Annotated in this window: 18 protein-coding genes; 5 read left to right on the top strand and 13 right to left on the bottom strand. The window is 71.1% G+C overall.

The window, feature by feature from the left end; genetic code table 11:
* Positions 1-6: 6 nt before the first annotated feature.
* The 9 genes from rdgB to AB0C19_RS14260 form a co-directional block, all read right to left on the bottom strand.
* Positions 7-624: an RdgB/HAM1 family non-canonical purine NTP pyrophosphatase gene (gene rdgB, locus AB0C19_RS14300; protein WP_266303539.1), complete on the bottom strand. Its 618-nt coding sequence runs from the start codon at positions 622-624 to the stop codon at positions 7-9.
* Positions 621-1,346: a ribonuclease PH gene (gene rph / locus AB0C19_RS14295; RefSeq protein ID WP_357184431.1), complete on the bottom strand. Its 726-nt coding sequence runs from the start codon at positions 1,344-1,346 to the stop codon at positions 621-623. The genes rdgB and rph overlap by 4 nt, the downstream gene beginning before the upstream one ends.
* 121 nt (positions 1,347-1,467) lie before the next feature.
* Positions 1,468-2,211: an MBL fold metallo-hydrolase gene (locus AB0C19_RS14290; RefSeq protein ID WP_357184428.1), complete on the bottom strand. Its 744-nt coding sequence runs from the start codon at positions 2,209-2,211 to the stop codon at positions 1,468-1,470.
* A 223-nt stretch (positions 2,212-2,434) separates the two neighbouring features.
* A complete protein-coding gene (locus tag AB0C19_RS14285; RefSeq protein WP_328650747.1) occupies positions 2,435-3,400 on the bottom strand; it encodes a pyridoxal-phosphate dependent enzyme in 966 nt (321 codons plus the stop codon).
* Positions 3,401-3,411: 11 nt separating this feature from the next.
* The gene (locus AB0C19_RS14280; protein ID WP_357184425.1) at positions 3,412-3,813 is read right to left on the bottom strand and encodes a MoaD/ThiS family protein; all 402 of its coding nucleotides are present in this window, start codon (positions 3,811-3,813) and stop codon (positions 3,412-3,414) included.
* A 65-nt stretch (positions 3,814-3,878) separates the two neighbouring features.
* Positions 3,879-4,367, bottom strand: coding sequence for a M67 family metallopeptidase (locus AB0C19_RS14275; protein ID WP_355171104.1), 489 nt, complete (start codon positions 4,365-4,367; stop codon positions 3,879-3,881).
* A gap of 52 nt (positions 4,368-4,419) precedes the next feature.
* Complete coding sequence (locus AB0C19_RS14270; RefSeq protein WP_091393575.1) at positions 4,420-4,920, bottom strand: DUF2017 domain-containing protein; 501 nt, start codon at positions 4,918-4,920, stop codon at positions 4,420-4,422.
* Positions 4,917-5,207 carry an ATP-dependent Clp protease adapter ClpS gene (gene clpS, locus AB0C19_RS14265; RefSeq protein WP_088946433.1) on the bottom strand — a complete coding sequence of 97 codons (291 nt, stop codon included), beginning with the start codon at positions 5,205-5,207 and terminating at the stop codon, positions 4,917-4,919. Before clpS ends, AB0C19_RS14270 begins: the two co-directional genes overlap by 4 nt.
* 148 nt (positions 5,208-5,355) lie before the next feature.
* A complete protein-coding gene (locus tag AB0C19_RS14260) occupies positions 5,356-6,810 on the bottom strand; it encodes a hypothetical protein (RefSeq protein ID WP_357184420.1) in 1,455 nt (484 codons plus the stop codon).
* A 293-nt stretch (positions 6,811-7,103) separates the two neighbouring features.
* On the opposite strand from AB0C19_RS14260, the gene AB0C19_RS14255 reads away from it, so the two are divergent.
* From AB0C19_RS14255 to AB0C19_RS14240, 4 genes are read left to right on the top strand one after another with little or no spacing between them, the layout of a single operon-like run.
* The gene (locus AB0C19_RS14255) at positions 7,104-9,782 is read left to right on the top strand and encodes a LuxR C-terminal-related transcriptional regulator (RefSeq protein ID WP_357184417.1); all 2,679 of its coding nucleotides are present in this window, start codon (positions 7,104-7,106) and stop codon (positions 9,780-9,782) included.
* 16 nt (positions 9,783-9,798) lie between these two features.
* Entirely contained in the window at positions 9,799-11,085 is a 1,287-nt protein-coding gene (locus tag AB0C19_RS14250) for a nicotinate phosphoribosyltransferase (protein WP_357184414.1), read from the top strand.
* A 46-nt stretch (positions 11,086-11,131) separates the two neighbouring features.
* A complete protein-coding gene (locus AB0C19_RS14245; protein ID WP_357184411.1) occupies positions 11,132-11,713 on the top strand; it encodes an isochorismatase family protein in 582 nt (193 codons plus the stop codon).
* A 40-nt stretch (positions 11,714-11,753) separates the two neighbouring features.
* On the top strand, positions 11,754-13,001 hold the full coding sequence (locus AB0C19_RS14240; protein WP_357184408.1) for an MFS transporter: 1,248 nt from the start codon (positions 11,754-11,756) through the stop codon (positions 12,999-13,001).
* 437 nt (positions 13,002-13,438) lie between these two features.
* Here AB0C19_RS14240 and ctaD read toward each other — a convergent pair whose 3' ends face one another.
* A complete protein-coding gene (ctaD, locus tag AB0C19_RS14235; RefSeq protein ID WP_357184405.1) occupies positions 13,439-15,199 on the bottom strand; it encodes a cytochrome c oxidase subunit I in 1,761 nt (586 codons plus the stop codon).
* A gap of 130 nt (positions 15,200-15,329) precedes the next feature.
* Complete coding sequence (locus tag AB0C19_RS14230) at positions 15,330-16,436, bottom strand: FAD-dependent monooxygenase (protein WP_357184402.1); 1,107 nt, start codon at positions 16,434-16,436, stop codon at positions 15,330-15,332.
* A gap of 299 nt (positions 16,437-16,735) precedes the next feature.
* On the opposite strand from AB0C19_RS14230, the gene AB0C19_RS14225 reads away from it, so the two are divergent.
* On the top strand, positions 16,736-17,857 hold the full coding sequence (locus AB0C19_RS14225; RefSeq protein ID WP_357184399.1) for a cellulose binding domain-containing protein: 1,122 nt from the start codon (positions 16,736-16,738) through the stop codon (positions 17,855-17,857).
* 56 nt (positions 17,858-17,913) lie between these two features.
* Here AB0C19_RS14225 and AB0C19_RS14220 read toward each other — a convergent pair whose 3' ends face one another.
* Positions 17,914-18,879: an N-acetylmuramoyl-L-alanine amidase gene (locus AB0C19_RS14220; RefSeq protein ID WP_357184396.1), complete on the bottom strand. Its 966-nt coding sequence runs from the start codon at positions 18,877-18,879 to the stop codon at positions 17,914-17,916.
* Positions 18,879-19,031: a hypothetical protein gene (locus tag AB0C19_RS14215; RefSeq protein ID WP_238683424.1), complete on the bottom strand. Its 153-nt coding sequence runs from the start codon at positions 19,029-19,031 to the stop codon at positions 18,879-18,881. The genes AB0C19_RS14220 and AB0C19_RS14215 overlap by 1 nt, the downstream gene beginning before the upstream one ends.
* Positions 19,032-19,127 lie beyond the last annotated feature (96 nt).

The following is a 19,127-nucleotide window of genomic DNA, read 5'->3' as shown; positions in this document are numbered from 1 at the left end:
GGGTGCTCAGGCGGCGGGCGGCAACACCTTGGCGATCAGCTTGGCCAGCTCGCGCAGCGCCTTGCCCCGGTGACTGATGGCGTCCTTCTCCGCCGGGGTCAGCTCCGCGTTGGTCCGGTCCTGTCCGTCGCCCAGGAAGATCGGGTCGTAGCCGAACCCACCGTCACCGCGCGGCGCGCGCAGCACCCGCCCGGACTGCCGCCCGTCGACGAGATGCTCCTTGCCGCCCGGCAGCACCAAAGCGACGGTGCAGACGAACGAGGCCGCCCGCTGCTCGTCGGGCACGTCGCCGATCTGGTCCAGCACCAGCTGAAGGTTGGCCTGGTCGTTGCCGTGCTGGCCGGACCAGCGGGCGCTGAACACCCCCGGCATCCCGTTGAGCGCGTCCACAGCGAGCCCGGAGTCGTCGGCGATGGTCGGCAGGCCGCTCTGCCGGCAACCCTCCCGCGCCTTGATCAGCGCGTTCTCGCCGAAGGTCAGGCCGGTCTCCGGCAGCTCCGCGTACTGCTCGATGTCGTCCAGCCCGAGCAGGGCGATCCGGTGCGCGCCGAGCGCGCCGTCCAGGATCCGCTGAAGCTCGATCAGCTTCTTACGGTTACGGGTGGCGAGCAGGACCTTGTTCATGCGAGTGCCTTCCGCTGGGCTTCGGCCAACTCGGAGCAGCCGGCGACGGCCAGGTCGAGCAGGGCGTCGAGCTGGTCGCGGGCGAACACGCCCGCCTCGCCGGTGCCCTGCACCTCGACGAAGTCGCCGGCACCTGTGCAGACCACGTTCATGTCCACCTCGGCGGCGACGTCCTCCTCGTAGCAGAGGTCGAGCCGGGCCTCCCCGGCGATGATCCCCACGCTGACCGCGGCCACCGAACGGTGCATCACCTTGTCCGGCTTGCCGGCCAAGGACTTGCGGGCGGCAAGCCAGCCCACCGCGTCGTGCAAGGCGACGTACGCGCCGGTGATCGCTGCCGTGCGGGTGCCGCCGTCGGCCTGGAGCACGTCGCAGTCGAGCACTATCGAGTTCTCGCCGAGCGCCTTGAGGTCGATGCTGGCCCGCAGACTACGGCCGATCAACCGGGAGATCTCGTGGGTACGACCACCGACCCGACCCTTGACGCTCTCCCGGTCGGAGCGGGTGTTGGTGGCCCGGGGCAGCATCGCGTACTCGGCGGTCACCCAACCGAGCCCGGAACCCTTGCGCCAGCGGGGCACCCCCTCGGTGACGCTCGCCGTGCAGAGCACCCGGGTGCCGCCGAACTCGACGAGCACCGAGCCCTCCGGATGGGTGCTCCAGCCTCGGGTCAGGGTCACCGGTCGAAGTTGAGAGGGCCCTCGCCCGTCAGGTCGCACCATGCCTGCACCCTATGCGGTGCGACGATCCACCTCACTCGCGGTGCCCCGGGGAACGCCCGCGCCGTACACCCCGAGGAACAACGGCGACCGCGGCCCGGCCTCGCGAACCGGGCGTGCTGCGTCAGACGTCGTAGCTGGCGCCGGGCCGGACCACCTCGAGCGGCCCGGTGTACGCGGCAGCGGCCGACTCCAACGTGTGCGCCTCGCTGCCCCAGGCCGGCACCAGGTGGGTGAGCAGCAGCCGACCCACAGCGGCCTTGGTCGCCGCCTCGCCGGCCTCCCGGCCGGTCAGGTGCAGATCCGGCGGATTGTCCATGCCGTCGAGGTAACTGGCCTCGCAGAGGAACACGTCGGCGTTCTGGGCCAGCCGCAGCAGCGCCTCGCAGGGCGCGGTGTCCGACGAGTAGCACAGCGAACGGCCGTCGTGCTCCAGCCGCACACCGTACGTCTCGACGGGGTGGTTGACCCGGTCGACCGTGACGGCGAACGGGCCGATCGGGAAGGTGCCCGGCTGGAGCGCGTAGAACTGGTACACGTCCTCCACCGAGCCGTCGTCGCCGTACGCGGCGCTGAGTCGGTCCGGCGCGCCGGCGGGCGCGTACACCGGCAACGCCGGGTAGGGGCCGTCCGGGGCGTACCGGCGCACCACCACGTACAGCACGGCGTCGAACATGTGGTCACAGTGCAGGTGGGTCAGGAGGATGGCGTCCGGGGCGTGCAGACCCGCGTACCGCTGGAGGCTGGACAGCGACCCCGAGCCGAAGTCGACGAGGAGCCGGAAGCCGTCGGCCTCGACGAGGTAGGCGGAGCAGGGCGACTCGGGGCCAGGGAAACTGCCGGCGCTTCCCAGAACGGTCAGTCGCATCGAGTGGTCTCGCTGTCACTATCAGTAGCACCCGTGCCGGCGATGGTCCCGGCCATGATCTCTACCGACGCGTACGCCACGCTGCGCAGCCTACGCTGGCGCACCCGGCAGCAAGAATCATCCAACGGAAGTTGTCACGAACGTGACACCCGCTCGCGGTACGTCGGGATGCGTACGGGCCGTCGACGAATGTCGACGGCCCGTAGTCGGCAGACCAGATCGGTCAGGCCCAGAGCTGCCCCTCCAGGGCGTCCTCGGCATCGGCGAGTGTGCCGCCGTACGCGCCGGTGGACAGGTACTTCCACCCGCCGTCGCAGACCACGAAGGCCACGTCGGCCCGCCGGCCGTCGCGCACCGCCTCGTGCGCCACCGCCAGCGCGGCGTGCAGGATCGCACCGGTGGAGAACCCGGCGAAGATGCCCTCCACCTCAACGAGCTGGCGGGTGCGCAACACCGCGTCCCGGGTGCCGACCGAGAACCGCCGGGAGAGCACCGAGGCGTCGTAGAGCTCCGGAACGTACCCCTCGTCGATGTTGCGCAGGCCGTAGACCAACTCGCCGTAGCGCGGCTCGGCGGCCACGATCTGAATGCCCTCGACCTTTTCCCGCAGGTAACGCCCGGTGCCCATCAGGGTGCCGGTGGTGCCCAGCCCCGCCACGAAGTCCGTGATGCTGGGCAGGTCGTGCAGCAGCTCCGGCCCGGTCGTCTCGTAGTGCGCCCGCGCGTTCGCCTCGTTGCCGTACTGGTAGAGCATCACCCAGTCGGGGTGCTCGACGGCGATCTGCTTCGCCGTGGCGACCGCCTGGTTGGACCCACCCGCCGCCGGCGAGAAGATGATCTCGGCCCCGTACATCCGGAGCAGCTGCACCCGCTCGGTGGAGACGTTCTCCGGCATCACGCAGACCAGCCGGTAGCCGCGCAGCTTCGCCACCATGGCCAACGAGATGCCGGTGTTGCCACTCGTCGGCTCGAGGATGGTGTCACCAGTGCGGAGCCGGCCAGCCTCCTCCGCCGCCCGGACCATGAACAGCGCCGCGCGGTCCTTGATGCTGCCGGTGGGGTTGCGGTCCTCCAGCTTGGCCCAGAGTCGCACCGGAGGGGCCCCGTCGGGCACCGTCGGGGAGAGTCGGGGCAGGCCCACCAGCGGCGTACCCCCGCAGGCGTCGAGCAGACTGTCGTACCGCGCCATGGCGGCCGACCTCAGCGAGCCGCGACGGCGTCGCGGGCCACAGCGGCGGTCGCACTCTGCGAGCTGATGCTGCGCGAGGTGATCGCCGCTGCCGCCGCGCTGTGCGAGCTGATCGCCGCTGCGGCGGCGAAGCCGAACGCGCCGCCGGCCACCGCCGGCAGGATGGTGACGCTGTCGCCGTCGGAGAGCTTCGCGTCGAGCGCGCCGAGGAAGCGGACGTCCTCGTCGTTCACGTAGACGTTGACGAAACGGTGCAGCGTGCCCGCGTCGGTGATCAGCCGGCCGCGCAGACCGCCGTGCCGGGAATCCAGGTCGGTGAGCAGATCGGCGAGCGTGTCGCCGGTGCCGTCGACGACCTTGGCGCCGCCGGTGTAGCTGCGCAGGATGGTGGGGATGCGAACTTCAATAGCCATGATGGGGAACTCCTCGATCGGGTGTGCCTACGGTGACGGGACGAGATGGCTGCGGCGCTGACAGGTCAGCGGCCGGAACACTCGTAATCGACCGTCGCCGGGCTCTGCCCGAACATGTAGGACTGGACGGCGTGCGGGTCGACGCCGGCCTCCACGACACGGACCGGCTCCTCGGTGACCACGCCGTCGACGATCCGGAACGACCGGATCTCCTCCGAGTCGGGCTCACGGGTCGAGATGAGCAGGTAGTGCGCCCCCGGCTCACCGGCGAAGGAGACATCCGTCCGCGACGGGTACGCCTCGGTGGCGGTGTGTGAGTGGTAGATGACGACGGGCTCCTCGTCCCGGTCGTCCATCTCCCGCCACACGCGCAGGTGCTCCATCGAGTCGAACTCGTAGAAGGTCATCGACCGCGCGGCATTGTCCATCGGGATGTGCCGGGTCGGGGTGTCGCTGCCGACGGGACCGGCGACCACGCCGCACGCCTCGTCAGGGTGATCCCGGCGCGCGTGGGCGACGATCGCGTCAATGATCGACCGGTCGATGCTCAGCACGTGCACCAGCCTAACGCCTGCCGGGCACGGGCCGAAGTGGTGCCGGTCACCCCTAGTCGATCAAGGCGTTGAGCAGCGACTCCTGTAGATACCCGAGATAGGCGTAGACCGAAAGCTGGAACACCCGGCTGGAACCCGGGTCCTCAGCGACCGCGTCGTCCAACTCCTCGCCCAGATCCGTGCCGTCCTTGATCTCCAGGCGGACGCCCATCGCGAGCCGGGCGTCGTTCAGTGCCCGCAACCACGCCTCGGCGGCCTCGGCGTCCAGCCGCACCTCGCCACCGGCGTCGTCCGGCAACGCGGCCAGGATCGCCCCCGCCTGATCGATCTTCGCGGTCTTCAGGTCGCCCTCGGTGTAGCGACGAAACTCGGCGGTGCCCGGAGCGTCCTGTGGGTAGACCGCCGGAAAGAGCCGACCGACCACCGGGTCGGTGTGGTCGAAGCCATCGGTGAGCAGACCCACCACCTCGGAGGCGACCTTGCGCAGCACCCGCACCTCGTCGACGGCGAAGACGGCGACGTAGTGACCGGCCTGGCGATGGAACATGCTCATGATCTGTCCACCGTCGCCCACAGCCCGTACGCGTGCAACTGCGACGCGTCGTGCTCCATCCGTTCGCGGGCACCTGTGGAGACCACGGCACGGCCCTTGTGGTGCACGTCCAGCATCAGCTGTTCGGCCCTCTCCCGGCTGTAGCCGAAAAGCTTCTGAAAGACCCAGGTCACGTACGTCATCAGATTGACCGGGTCGTCCCACACGATCGTCACCCACTGCCGGTCAGACGCCGGCACCTCGTCAGTGTCCGGCGTCTCGACCGGTGCAACCTGCGGAGCCGCCATGCCCCCCATCGTGCCACCGGTTTCCCGGAACCGAGGAACCGGAACGCCGGCCCGGCGCGGATCACCCACCCCGGGCCCTCCCGACCCGCCCCGGACGCCATCGGAGGTGGGGTCCGGCCCGGACCCGGACCCACCGGTGGACGCGCCGTCAGGCGAGCAGAATGCCGTGATCGACTGCATCGGAGAGCACCACGCCCAGCGAGAGGCGGATCACCTCGAACCGTCGGGAGATCTCCCTGGACAACCCCAACTCGACCTCGCGCACCGCCCGCTGGGACCAGGCCCGCGCCGCGCTGTGGTCGCTGTTGCCGGGCGTACGCCACTGCTGCCAGCACCCGCCGGAGAGCGCCACCGCGATGGGCGGGAGCACCTCGTCCCGGGACGCGACCGGATAGCTGGCGGCGGCGTCGATCGCCTCCAGGCCGGTCAGCTCGACCACGCCGGCCGTGCTGGTGATCAACAGCACCTTGTCCAGTTCGTGGCCGGGCCGGTGGTCGGCCAGGCCGTACTGCACCGCGGCGGCGATCCGGCGGCGCACGCCTTCGGCCGGCGGCGCGCCGAGCACCTGGGACGCGACGTCGGTCATGATGCCGCGCACCGCCTGATCGCACTGCGCGGTGGCCAACAACGACAACGCCGCCATCTCCCGGTCGAGGAGATCCGGTAGGCCGGCGCAGCCGACTCCGAACACGATCTCCTGAACGGCCCGAAGGTGGATGTTCGCCAACTCCAGGGCGAGGTGCTGGCGGATCCGCTGAGCGCACGAGCGGGCGTGGCGGTCGAGCCGCTCGGACCAGTCACCCGGGTCGGCGGCCACGGCGACGCGACCCTGCTGGCCCGGCAGGACCGGCGGGTCGACGCTGGCCCGCTGCAACCCCTCACGCGACGCCCAACCCACCAGCGCCCGCCGCAGGTCGGCGGCGGTGTCGGCGCCGTCGACCGGGAACCACCGCGCGCCGGCCAGCGCCGGCACCGCGGCCAGGAGGGCCGCCCGATGCGCCTCCACCGTCACCGCGACCGCATCCACCTCGGTCTCCGCACCTCCGACCGGCGGGACGGACGCCCCCGCGCCCTCCGTAGTCGCCGTGCCGTCGGCCAGCGGAGCCCACCCCGCCGCGCCGGGGGTGACCGCGAAGACGACCTCCACCGAGGTCGGGGCGACTTCGGCGAGCAGGTTCAACTCGGCGGCGGTGAAGGCCTGGTCGGCGGCGATCACGAAGAGCATCGCGCCGGCTCGGCCCGCCGCTTCGAGCAGCACCCGGGTGCCGGACACGCCGAGGGTGGCGGTGTCCGGAACGTCGACAAGGGTGAAGTGCCGCAGCAGCGGCTGGGGCACGCTCAGCTCGACACGCCGGGGCGGGCGGGCCAACGCCGGACCGGCGGCGTCCCGGTCCGCGCCGTACGAGTGCGGCTGGCGGTAACCGGGCACGAACGCCGCCCGGGTGGGCACCTTGGCGTCGCGCACCACCAACCAGCTGCCCGCCGGCACTGTGAGCATGACCGGGTCGAGCCCGAGCAGTGTGGCGAGCACGGCGCGCCGCTCGGCACCGGCCGGGCCGACGGCGACCACGCCGAGCGGCTCGTCCGGGGCGGCGCGGGACACGCCGACCCGAGTAGGGAGGGGGCCGCAGGTGGGTAGGTCGGTTGGGCGGCCGGTCATGTCGTCCGGCGATTCGACCGAGGGGAGAGGGCCCTGCTTCATCAGGTGCCTCCCGTTGCAGGTGACCGTGGGTCCGGTCGCGAAAATTCCGGTGCGTCAACCCGGATGTCGGAAGACTACGACCGAGCTGACGACCGGGCGGAACACCTCGAATACTCACCGGTAATTGTGCGATTACTCAACTTCGCACGGTGACGGTGCGGGCGCGGACGGATTCCGGTCGATATGCTGCGCGAATGAGTCGATGGGAGTTCGTCGGCCGCACGGGTGAGCTCAACCGCCTGCTGGAGGCGGTGACCGGTGAGGCCGGCCGCGGGCTCTTCTTCAGCGGCAGCGCTGGCATCGGCAAGAGTCGCCTGCTGCGCGAGGGAGTGGGCGCGTTGCCCACCGACCGGTTCGCGATCTGGTCCATCGCCGCCAGCGCCACCACCGCGGCGCTGCCGTTCGGTGGGCTGGTCCAGGTCCTCCCCGCCGAGCAGCCCCAGGGCCTCTCCCCCGCCGGCATCCTGCGCTGGGCACTCAACGTGCTGCAACAGCAGGCGGCCGGCCGGCGGATCGTGCTCGCCATCGACGATGCCCACCTGCTCGATCCCCCCTCGGCCGCACTTGTGCATCTGGTCGCCCGCGCCGAGAACGCCACAGTGGTCGGCACCCTGCGCGACGGCGAGCAGATCCCGCTGCCGATCCGCGCACTCTGGACCGACGACCTGGTCGAGCACGTCGAGCTGACCCCGATGCCGCAGGAGGAGACCACCGACCTGCTGGCGGCGATCCTGGGCGGCCCGGTCGACGCCGGCTCCGCCGACCGGCTCGGCCGGCTGTCGGCCGGCAACCCGCTGCTGCTGCGCGAGCTCGTGCACGCCGCCAACGGCAGCGCCGAGTTGAAGCGCACGTACGGGATCTGGAAGTGGACCGGGCGACTGGAACTGGCGCCCAACCTGACCGACCTCATCGACACCCGGGTCGGCAAGCTCACCGACGGCGTCCGCGCGGTCGTCGAGCTGGTCGCGTTCGGCGAACCACTGGGCCTGCACCTCCTCAGGCAGGCCGCCGAACAGTCGGACGTGGAGACCGCCGAGGAACGCGGGCTGATCACGGTCATTCAGCACGACCGACGCACGAACGTCCGGCTGGCGCACCCGCTCTACGGCGAGGTGATGCGCCGTCGCTGCCCGGTCAGCCGCACCCGCCGACTTCAGGCACACCTCGCCGAGCTGCTTGAGCAGGTCGGCAAACGCCGACGCGACGACCTGCTGCGGGTGGCCGTCTGGCGACTCGACTCGGGCACCGCACAGGATCCGGCTCTGCTGCTGGACGCCGCGGTGCAGGCGTTCACCCGCTACGACGTGCCGCTGGCGACCCGCCTGGCGCGGGCCGCGCTGCACGCCGACGGCGGCTACGACGCGGCGGAGCTGCTGGCCACCATCCTGATGTTCGCCGACCGGCCCGACGAGGCGATCGACGTCCTCGACGCGGTCACCCCCGAGCCCGGCGACGAGCGGCGGCTCTGCCGCTGGCTGACCGTACGCGGCATGGTCAGCTACTGGGGGCTGAGCCGGGAGTCCACGGTGGAGGAGATCGCAAGCCGGGTCGAGCAGCTCAGCGACTCCGCAGACCGGTCCCGGGTGCACGCCTTCGAGGCGATCATGCGCCTGCACCGACTGGACACGGCCACCGCGGTGCAGCTCAGCCGACGCGTGCTGGACCGGCCGGCGGCCGGCGTCGCCGCCCGCGAGCTGGCCCGATCCACCATCGCGTACGTTCAGGCCGCGCAGGGCGAGCTGACCCGCAGCGGTACGGCGATCGCCCAGGTGCACTCGGCAGCGGCGAGCTGGCGCACCGACATGCCGTACCTCCAGTTGGCCCTGGAGCTGGCCCGAGGCACCCGGCTCATGCTCACCGGCGACCTCTCCGGGATCGACGCGATAGTGGCCGACGAGTTCGCCGACCTCGCCGGAGCCGGCGACTTCCGCCTCGGCACCGGCTACCTGGCCATCCTCCAGGCATACGCGGCCCGGCTGCGCGGGCAGAGCGACGCGGCCATGAGGACCTCGCTGGGCGCCTGCGCGGTGTTGGCCACGAGTCGGGTCTACGCCGGCCTGGCCCAGGCCGAACGCGCCCAGGCGGCGGCGCTGCGCGGTGACGCCGCGCAGGCGGTTGCGGCGATGGCCGAAGCCGACCGTACCCACGCGCCGGGCATGGCGGTGCTCTACCCGTGGTTGGAGCAGGCCCGGGGCGCGTCGCTCGCCGCCTCGGGCGACCTGCCGGGCGCTGTCAAACACCTCGGTGACCTGGTGGATCGGCTGCGCTCGGACGGTTTCGCCGGGCACGAGGTGCACGTCCTGCACGACCTCGTCCGACTCGACCAGGCGGGCATGGCGGTCGGCCCCACCTGCTCCGACGGTGGTCGGCGCACCGTCGCGCAGCGCCTCGCCGAGCTTTCCGAACGGGTCGACGGGGTGCTCCCGCCGTTGTTGGCCCGGCACGCCCGCGCCGCGGTGACCGACTCCGCCACCGACCTGCTCGCGGTCGCCGACGACTATGCCGCGCTGGAGCTGACCGTGTACGCGGCCGAGGCCACCTCCCAGGCCGTCCAGCGGCTGCGCCGGCAGCACTCGGCTGCCGCCAACGACGCCCGGGAGCGCCTCGCCGGGTTGCTCGGGCGCTGTGACCTGATCCGGACGCCGGCGCTCCAGGCCGGCGCGCCAGTGCTCACCGAGCGGGAGTGGCAGGTGGCGCGCCTCGCCGCGCACGGCGCTCCCAGCCGGGCGATCGCCGAACGGCTCTACCTCTCGGCGCGCACCGTGGAGAACCACCTCCAGCGGATCTACGCCAAGCTCGGCGTCACCGGCCGGGCCGAGCTGTGGGCGGCGCTGCGCTCGATCCCGGGCCACGACGGCGGCGACCCGAGCTGAACCTTAGGCTGGGGCGGTGAGCATCCACCGCCCCGCGCTCCTGACCGACCACTACGAGCTGACAATGGTCAGCGCGGCACTGAAGGACGGCACCGCCGACCGCCGGTGTGTCTTCGAGGTGTTCAGCCGCCGGCTGCCCAGCGGCCGCCGGTACGGCGTGGTCGCCGGAACGGCCCGGCTGATCGAGTTGATCCGCGACTTCCGGTTCGACAGCACCGAGGTCGAGTTCCTGCTGCGGACCGGGGTGGTCGACGAGACGGCGGCGGCGTGGCTCACCGACTACCGCTTCACCGGCGACATCGACGGGTACGCCGAGGGTGAGCTGTTCTTCCCCGGTTCACCGATCCTCACCGTCTCCGGCGGCTTCGCCGAATGTGTGGTGCTGGAGACGCTGGCGCTGTCAGTGCTCAACCACGATTGCGCGGTGGCCGCCGCGGCGGCCCGGATGGTGACAGCGGCGCGGGGCCGGACGCTGATCGAGATGGGGTCGCGCCGGGCACACGAGGAGGCGGCGGTGGCCGCGGCGCGGTCCGCGTACCTGGCCGGGTTCCGGTTCACGTCCAACCTCGCCGCCGGCGCGCGCTACGGCATCCCGACGGCGGGCACTGCCGCGCACGCGTTCACCCTGCTGCACGACGACGAGCGGGCGGCGTTCGCCTCGCAGGTCGCCACGCTGGGCAAGGACACCACGCTGTTGGTCGACACGTACGACATCAGCCAGGGCATCCGCAACGCCATAGCGGTGGCCGGGCCGGACCTGCGGGCGGTGCGGATCGACTCCGGCGACCTCGCGGTGATCGCTCAGCAGTCCCGGGAGTTGCTCGACTCGCTGGGCGCCACCGAGACCAAGATCATCGTCTCGGGTGACCTGGACGAGTACGCGATCGCCGCGCTGGCCGCCGAACCTGTGGACATGTACGGCGCCGGCACTGCCGTGGTCACCGGCTCCGGGGCGCCGACCGCCGGGCTGGTCTACAAACTGGTCGAGGTCGAGGGACGGCCGGTGGTGAAGCGCTCCGAGCACAAGGCCACCATCGGCGGCCGGAAGGTCGCGGTCCGCCGGCACAAGCCGACCGGCACCGCCACCGAGGAGGTCATCGTCCCGCAGGGCGTTCCCGACCGGCAGCCCAACGACCGCCTGCTCCAGCAGTCGTACGTGGTCGCCGGCGAGTCGGTGCCGCTGCCCACCCTCGACCAGTCACGGGAGCACCTGCGGGAGTGTCTGATCTCCATCCCGTGGGAGGGGCTGAAGCTCTCGGCCGGCGATCCGGCAGTGCCGGTCACCGTCGTGCCCGCTGGCTGAGTCACCCCCGAGCGTCACCGACCGTGCGGAGAGAGGAAACCCCCTGATGGCCAACGCGCTGATCATCGTGGACGTGCAGAACGACTTCTGCGAGGGCGGCTCGCTGGCCGTCGCCGGCGGCGCAGGGGTGGCCGCGGGCATCTCCCGGTTACTCGCCGCCGAGCCGGACCGGTGGACGCACGTGGTCGCCACCAAGGACTACCACGTCGACCCGGGTGCCCACTTCGGCGATCCGCCGGACTTCGTGGAGTCCTGGCCCCGGCACTGCGTGGTCGGCACAAGCGGTTCGGAGTTCCACCCGGAACTGGACACCGCCCGGGTCGAGGCGATCTTCCACAAGGGCGAGCACGCTGCGGCGTACTCCGGTTTCGAGGGGCATGCCGACGACGGCGAGTGCCTGGCCGACTGGCTGCGCCAGCGCGACGTGGACCGGGTCGACGTGGTCGGCATCGCCACTGACCACTGCGTCCGGGCGACCGCGCTGGATGCCGCCCGGGAGGGTTTCGCCACCACAGTGCTGCTGGAGTTGACCGCCGCCGTCGCCCCGGCGACCACCGACGTGGCCCTGCGCGCGATGGAGGGCGCCGGGGTGATCATGCAGGGTCAGCCTGTGATCACTGCCGCATGAGGCGCTAATTGGTTGGCCAAGGGACCGCCGCCGGTCGAAGATGTCGCCGGAGGTACGGACCCACGTGAACATGAAGCCTTACCGGCGGGCGCTCGCCCTGCCCGGTCTGCGGTCGCTGCTACTGGTTGCCGTCCTCGCCCGCATCCCGCTCACCGCGACCGGGGTGACGCTGACCTTCCACGTAGTGCTCGATCTTGATCGGGGCTACGGGGCGGCCGGCCTGGTGGGTGCGGCGGTCACAGTGGGCGCGGCGATCGGCGGGCCGCTGCTCGGCCGACTCGTGGACCGGCGTGGACTGCGCCCGGTCCTGGTGCTCACCGCCATCGCCGAGGCGATCTTCTGGTCCACCGCCCCGTCGCTGGCGTACCCGGTGCTCCTGCCGGCCGCCTTCGTGGCCGGCTCGCTGGCCCTGCCCATCTTCTCCGTGGTCCGTCAGTCGATCGCCGCGCTGGTCCCCGAGGACCAACGCCGCCCGGCCTACGCACTGGACTCCATGTCGGTGGAGCTGTCCTTCATGATCGGCCCGGCGTTGGCGGTGGCCCTGGTCACCGCGATCTCCGCGCAGACCACCATGTACCTGGTCGGTGGCGGCATCGTCGCCGCCGGGATCGCCCTGTGGGTGGTCAACCCACCGATCCGGGAGGCCACCGAGCCCACCGGCCCACAACGCCGGGTTCCGCGCCGGGAGTGGATGACCCCCCGCCTGCTCGCCGTCCTGGCGCTCAGCGCCGCCGCGACCCTGGTGCTCGGCGGCACCGACGTCGCGGTGGTCGCCGTCCTGCGGGCCAGCGGCGAGGTCGGGTGGACCGGCGCCGTCCTGGCCATCTGGGCGGTCGCCTCGCTGGCCGGCGGTTTCGCCTACGGGGCCGTGCACCGCTCGTTCTCCCCGCTGGCACTGACCGCCGCGCTGGCGGTGTGCACCATTCCGGTGGGGCTGGGCGGTGCGCACTGGTGGCTGCTGTGCCTGGCGCTGATCCCCGCCGGCGCGCTCTGCGCGCCGACCATCGCGGCCGGCTCGGACGCCGTCAGCCGCCTGGTTCCCGCCGAGGTACGTGGTGAGGCGATGGGTCTGCACGGCTCCGCCGTCACCGTCGGTATCGCGATCGGCGCACCGCTCGCCGGCGCGGTGATCGACGCCAGCGCGCCACTCTGGGGCTTCGTGGTGACCGGTGCGCTCGGCGCGCTGGTCACACTGGTGGTGCTCCCGATCGAGCTGCGTCGCCGCCGCAACGCCGAAGCGGCCACCCCGCCACCCGTCGAGGCCGACCTCACCCCCGCCGCCCACTGACGGCTGCGCCCACGCCACCGACGGCGGTTTGCTGGCCCGCCGGCCGGCGGTCGGGCCGGGCGGACAGTCGACCCCGTGCGCCGCTCCGACAGCTCTCCCGGCCCCGATCCGTTCAGTGTCGGAGTCGGAGTCGCAGAACCTCGGCCGGCCAGTCTCGGGCGTACCGCGGCAGCGGCCGGTCGGGGGTGTCCGCCGGGCGGCCAGGCCCCGCGCATGCTGAAAAGCCTGATGTCTGTGAGTCATCAGGATGACTCACAGACATCAGGCTCTCCAGGCACACAGCCCCTTCGGAGCCAGGCGACGCGCCGGTGAAGGGACAGTGGAGCAGGCCAGGAACGGGCCGACGGGGCGCGGGAGTGACGTTGGCCGGATATGGCGAACGGGCGCCGCTCCCGGTGTCCCGGCTGCGGCGCCCGTCGTACTGCTGAGCCTGAGCGTCAGTGCCTGTCGACGTCGCTCGCGGTGTCCTCGCGGTAGCTGGCCCCGCCGTCCGACTCGCTGGTGAGCGGCTTGGCGCCACCCTCCGGCGGGCCGGCCAGGCTCTGGCCACCGGCCGCCAACTCCGGGAACTTCATGTCGAACGCCGGCCGCTCGGAGCGGATCCGCGGCATCCGGTCGAAGTTGCGCAGCGGCGGCGGGCTGCTGGTCGCCCACTCCAGCGAGTTGCCGTGACCCCAGGGGTCGTTCACCTCGACCACCGGGCCGGTCTTGTACGACTTCCAGCAGTTGTAGATGAACGGCAGCGTGGAGATACCGGTGATGAACGCGCCGATCGTGGAGATCGTGTTCAGCGTGGTGAAGCCGTCGCTGGGCAGGTAGTCGGCGTACCGACGGGGCATGCCCTCGTTGCCGAGCCAGTGCTGTACCAGGAACGTGGTGTGGAAGCCGATCATGGTGAGCCAGAAGTGCACCTTGCCCAGGCGCTCGTCGAGCATCCGGCCGAACATCTTCGGGAACCAGAAGTAGATGCCCGCGAAGACCGCGAACACGATGGTGCCGAAGAGCACGTAGTGGAAGTGCGCCACCACGAAGTACGAGTCCGACACGTGGAAGTCGATCGGCGGGCTGGCCAGCAGCACACCGGTGAGACCACCGAAGAGGAAGGTGACCAGGAAGCCGACCGCCCAGAGCATTGGCGTCTCGAAGCTGATCTGGCCCCGCCACATGGTGCCGATCCAGTTGAAGAACTTCATACCGGTCGGCACGGCGATCAGGTAGCTCAGGAAGCTGAAGAACGGCAACAGCACCTGGCCGGTGGCGAACATGTGGTGCGCCCAGACGCTCATGGAGAGCGCGGCGATCGCGACGGTCGCGGCGACCAGACCCTTGTAGCCGAAGATCGGCTTGCGGGAGAAGACCGGGATGACCTCGCTGATGATGCCGAAGAACGGCAGCGCCACGATGTAGACCTCGGGGTGCCCGAAGAACCAGAACAGGTGCTGCCAGAGCATCGGCCCACCGGTTGCCGGGTCGTACACGTGCGCGCCGAGGATGCGGTCCGCGGCGAGCGCGAAGAGCGCGGCGGCCAGCAGCGGGAAGACCAGGATCACCAGGAGGCTGGTGACCAGGATGTTCCACGTGAAGATCGGCATCCGGAACATGGTCATGCCGGGCGCGCGCAGGGTCAGCACCGTGGTGATCATGTTCACGGCGCCGAGGATGGTGCCCAGGCCGGAGATGGCCAGACCCATGATCCACATGTTGGCGCCGACGCCCGGCGAGTGCTCGACGCTGCTCAGCGGCGCATACGCGAACCAGCCGAAGTCAGCGGCGCCACCCGGGGTGATGAATCCGGCGGTCGCCATCGTCCCGCCGAACAGGTACAGCCAGTAGGCGAAGCTGTTCAGTCGTGGGAAGGAGACGTCGGGCGCGCCGATCTGGATCGGCACTATGTAGTTCGCGAACGCGAACACGATCGGCGTCGCGAAGAACAGCAACATGATCGTGCCGTGCATCGTGAAGAGCTGGTTGTACTGCTCCGGCGACAGGAACTGCAGCCCTGGTCGGGCCAGCTCAGCCCGCATGATCAGGGCCATCACGCCACCGATCATGAAGAACACGAACGCGGTGATCATGTACATGATCCCGATTTGCTTCGCGTCCGTGGTTCGCAGCAGCCGCGCGATGGCCGACCCCTTGACCGGCTCCCGGACCGGCCAGGGCCGGGTCACGACCGGCTTGGGTGCGACGGTGGTCACGAGTGGCCTCCGGTTCTCGGTTGTCCCGCTCGGCACACGCTGGTTATCGGCGGGCCGTCATCCGCAAGGAGGATAGTCCCCGGCAGGTCGCAGCGCCGCGTGGGGTGGCGTGACACGATCTACTACGGGCCTACAGCGGACCGAGCAGGAGCCGGTAGTGCTCCCCGAAGATCCGGTCGCCGCGTCCGCGCAGCAGCGGGTCGCGCAGCGCCGGCGGAACGTCCCTGGTGCGGTTGCGGTCCCGGGTCCGGTCCCGCACCCATCGGGTACGCGGACGGCGACGACTTTCGTACGCCACGAGGGCCGCCTCCACGCTGTTGGCGGCGCGCAGCGACTCGGCCAGCACCACGGCGTCCTCCAAGGCCATGGCCGCACCCTGCGACAGCGTTGGCGCGGTGGCGTGCGCGGCGTCGCCGACCAGCAGGACACGCCCCCGGTACCAGCGACCCAACTCCACCTCGTCGGTGATCCCGACGTGCACCTCGTCGAGGGCCGCCAGCACCTCGGGGACCGGGCCGCGGTAGTCGGCGAAGAGGTCCCGCAGCCGGGCCAGCGGGTCGGCGGGTTCCTCGGTGCCGGCCTCGTCGGCGTAGAGGTGCAGCCGCCCGCCACCGATCGGCACCATCAGGAACCCGGAGCGCTGGCCGAGCAGCGCGGTCCACTCGGTGACCGGCGGACCGTCGCGCAGGACGGCCCGGTAGACCACCTGCCCGACCGGGCGCGGCGGCCCACCGAGCGCCGCCAGCGCACGGACCGAGGAGCGTGGCCCATCAGCGCCGATGACCAGGTCGTACTCGCTGGTGGTGCCGTCGGTGAAGGTGACGCCGACAGCGCCCGGGAGCAGGTCCAGGGTGCGGACCTCGGCGCCGTGCCGGACGGCGCCGCCGGCACCGCTGAGCAGCACCCGGTGCAGGTCGGCCCGGGGTAGCGCCCGGCACTCGCCGACGCCGGCCCAGAGGGCGTCGAGGTCGACCTCGCAGAGTTGCGCGCCCGCGGCGTCGAAGAACCGCTGCCGGCGGATCACCTGGCCGATCGGCCGGACCGGGTCGTGCAGGTCGAGCCGGTGTAGCGCGCGGGCGGCGTTGCCGGGCAGGTAGAGACCGGTCTCGGTGGACTCCCCCGGCGGCAGCTTGTCGGTGACGTCGGGCCGGAAGCCCGCCAGGCGCAGCGCCCGGGCTACGGCCAGGCCGGCGATGCCCGCGCCGACGACGAGGATGCGCAGGGGGGAGCCACCCATGGTGGTGTACGCCTCCGGAGGGGGAGCGGCACGCGTTGGAGGCAACACGCTACTCGGAGCGATCGGCGCACACCAGGCCCAATCGGCCCGCACCCCGCCGCTCGTCGGTGAGCCGCGCCGCTTGGCTGGCCGTCAGTGGCCAGCCGTCCGGCGGGGCATGGCAATCCTCACAATTCACCAGTTCGACGCGGACGGTTGCGCACCAGTTTCAGACATGTAAATGTGTCGTTGAGCGTGGGAGCGCTCCCGCACTGCCCCACCACATCCGGCGCCCGGCACGCGCCGAGTCGAGGAGTGTCATGAAACGTCAACTTCGGGCCCTGGCCGCCGCCGGGTTGCTGGTCGCCAGTTCGCTGGTGGCAGTAGCCCTCGGAGGCAGCGCCTCCGCCGACACCCAGATCTGCGAACAGTACGGCTCGACAGTCATCGGGGGCCGCTACGTGGTCCAGAACAACCGCTGGGGCACCACCGCCCAGCAGTGCATCAACGCCACGAACAACGGCTTCGAGATCACCACCCTGAACGGCAGCAGCCCCACCAACGGGGCGCCCACCGCGTACCCCTCGGTGTTCTTCGGTTGTCACTACACCAACTGCTCCCCCGGCACGAACCTGCCGATCCAGGTGAGCCAGATCAGCAGCGCCACCAGCAGCATCTCCTACCGCTACGTCAGTGGCGCCACCTACAACGCGTCGTACGACATCTGGCTGGACCCGTCGCCCAAGCGGGACGGCGTGAACCAGATGGAGATCATGATCTGGCTCAACCGGCAGGGCCCGATCCAGCCCATCGGCTCGGTCGTCGGCACCACGAACCTGGCCGGCCGCACCTGGGAGGTCTGGCGGGGCAGCAACGGCTCCAACAACGTCATCTCCTACGTCGCCTCGTCGGCGATCTCCAGCCTGAACTTCAGCGTGCTGGACTTCATCAACGACACCCGCAACCGGGGCGCGATCACCAACTCCTGGTACCTGACCAGCATCCAGGCCGGCTTCGAGCCGTGGCAGGGCGGCGTCGGCCTCGCGGTGACCTCGTTCTCGGCAAACGTCAACGGTGGCGGCCAGCCGCCGACCAACCCGACGACCCCGCCGCCGAGCGGTGGCGCGAGCTGCGCGGTGAAGTACACGGCGAACTCGTGGAACAACGGCTTCACTGCCGACGTGCAGATCACCAACACCGGGTCCAGCGCGATCAACGGGTGGACGCTGACCTACGGCCTGCCCGGCGGTCAGCAGGTCACCAACGCCTGGAACGCCACTGTGAGCCAGAGCGGCTCGACGGTCACCGCCCGGAACGTCGGCCACAACGGGTCGATAGCACCCGGGGGCACTGCCAGTTTCGGCTACCAGGGGAGCCTGAGCGGCTCGTACTCGTCGCCGACCAGCTTCTCGCTCAACGGGGCAACCTGCTCCCGCTCCTGAACTGACGGTGGGGGCGCGACCGTGCGGTCGCGCCCCCACCACTCAGGGGATCAGGGTCAGACGCGGGTGAGGCGTACGGCGTCGGCGATGACCAGGCCGCTGGTGTTGCTCCACCGGCTCACGCCGACCCGGTTGGCGTCACCGGCCGGGAGTGTGAACGTGCCGAGGACGCGCCACTGCCCGCCGGTGGCCCGCTGGTCGACCCGGACGGTCTGGTTGCCGGCGCTGGTGGCGACGATGTACGGGGCCGCGCTGTTGTAGCCGGAGTTCGCCGGCCACCAGGCCTCGACCCGGTAGCTGGCGGTGGCCGGGACGTTGAACCGGTACCACGCGACGTCGCTGGCGGCGACCGGGTCCGCGTAGCGGTAGTCGGCGCCGTAACGCTGACTGGAGTACGACGACACGCCCCAGTTGGCGCTGGCGGTGAACTGACCGCTGGTGGTGTTGTCCACAGTCGAGGACCAGGCGGTGCCGCCACCGGCCATTCGCGCCGCCACGTCGGCGCGCATGACGTTCAGGTCGATGAAGGACGGGTCGATCTTGCCGCTGGTGCTGGTCTCCCGGTGGCCCCGGGCGTAGCTGCTGTCCCGGCCGAGCCGGGTGAGCACGGCGGCCGTGGCGGCGAGCGACGCGTTGTACTGCGCGGCTGTCATCTCCTGGTTGACGCCGTTGTAGTCGATCTCCCACCCGATCATCAGGGTGTTGCCGTCCCCGGCCGGGATCGGCCCGCTGCCGCCGCTGACCCCGGCGTGGTTGCACCGGCCGGCGGAGATGACGTGGAAGACACCGTTGTAGTCGACGAGCGCCTGGCACAGCGGGCCCGGCAGGTCGGACCGGCCGTTGATGCAGATGCCGAGCGCCGGGTGCGGGTTGCTGGCGCTGGAGGTCGAGGCGGTGTGGTGCCAGAGCACCCCGATCGGGTCGAAGGAGCCGGGCCGCATCCGGTTGAGCCAGTCCCCCTCGACCACTACCTGGACCCCGGCGGCGCGCAGCACGTCCACCAGCCAGGGAATCGTCGCCATCAGGCGTCCTGAAGCAGGTCGGCGAGGCACTCGGCCTTCGGCGCGGCGCTCGCGGCGGCGGGTCGGGCGACGACGGTCAGTGCGGCGACCACCAGGGCGGGGATGCCGAGCACCCCACGGCGAGGCAGACGGATGGACGGGGTTCGGGCCATGGCGATCCTCCAGCGACGGCGGGTACGAACGGATCGACGAACGTGATGACGGGCACGCTATACCGTCACGAACGTCGATGTCGATACCCTTCATCC

This window comes from Micromonospora sp. NPDC048842 (assembly GCF_040649935.1).
In the GTDB taxonomy this organism is placed as follows: Bacteria; Actinomycetota; Actinomycetes; order Mycobacteriales; family Micromonosporaceae; genus Micromonospora; species Micromonospora hortensis.
Note: the sequence above shows the minus strand (reverse complement) of the source record. Positions and strands in the feature narration are given on the sequence as shown.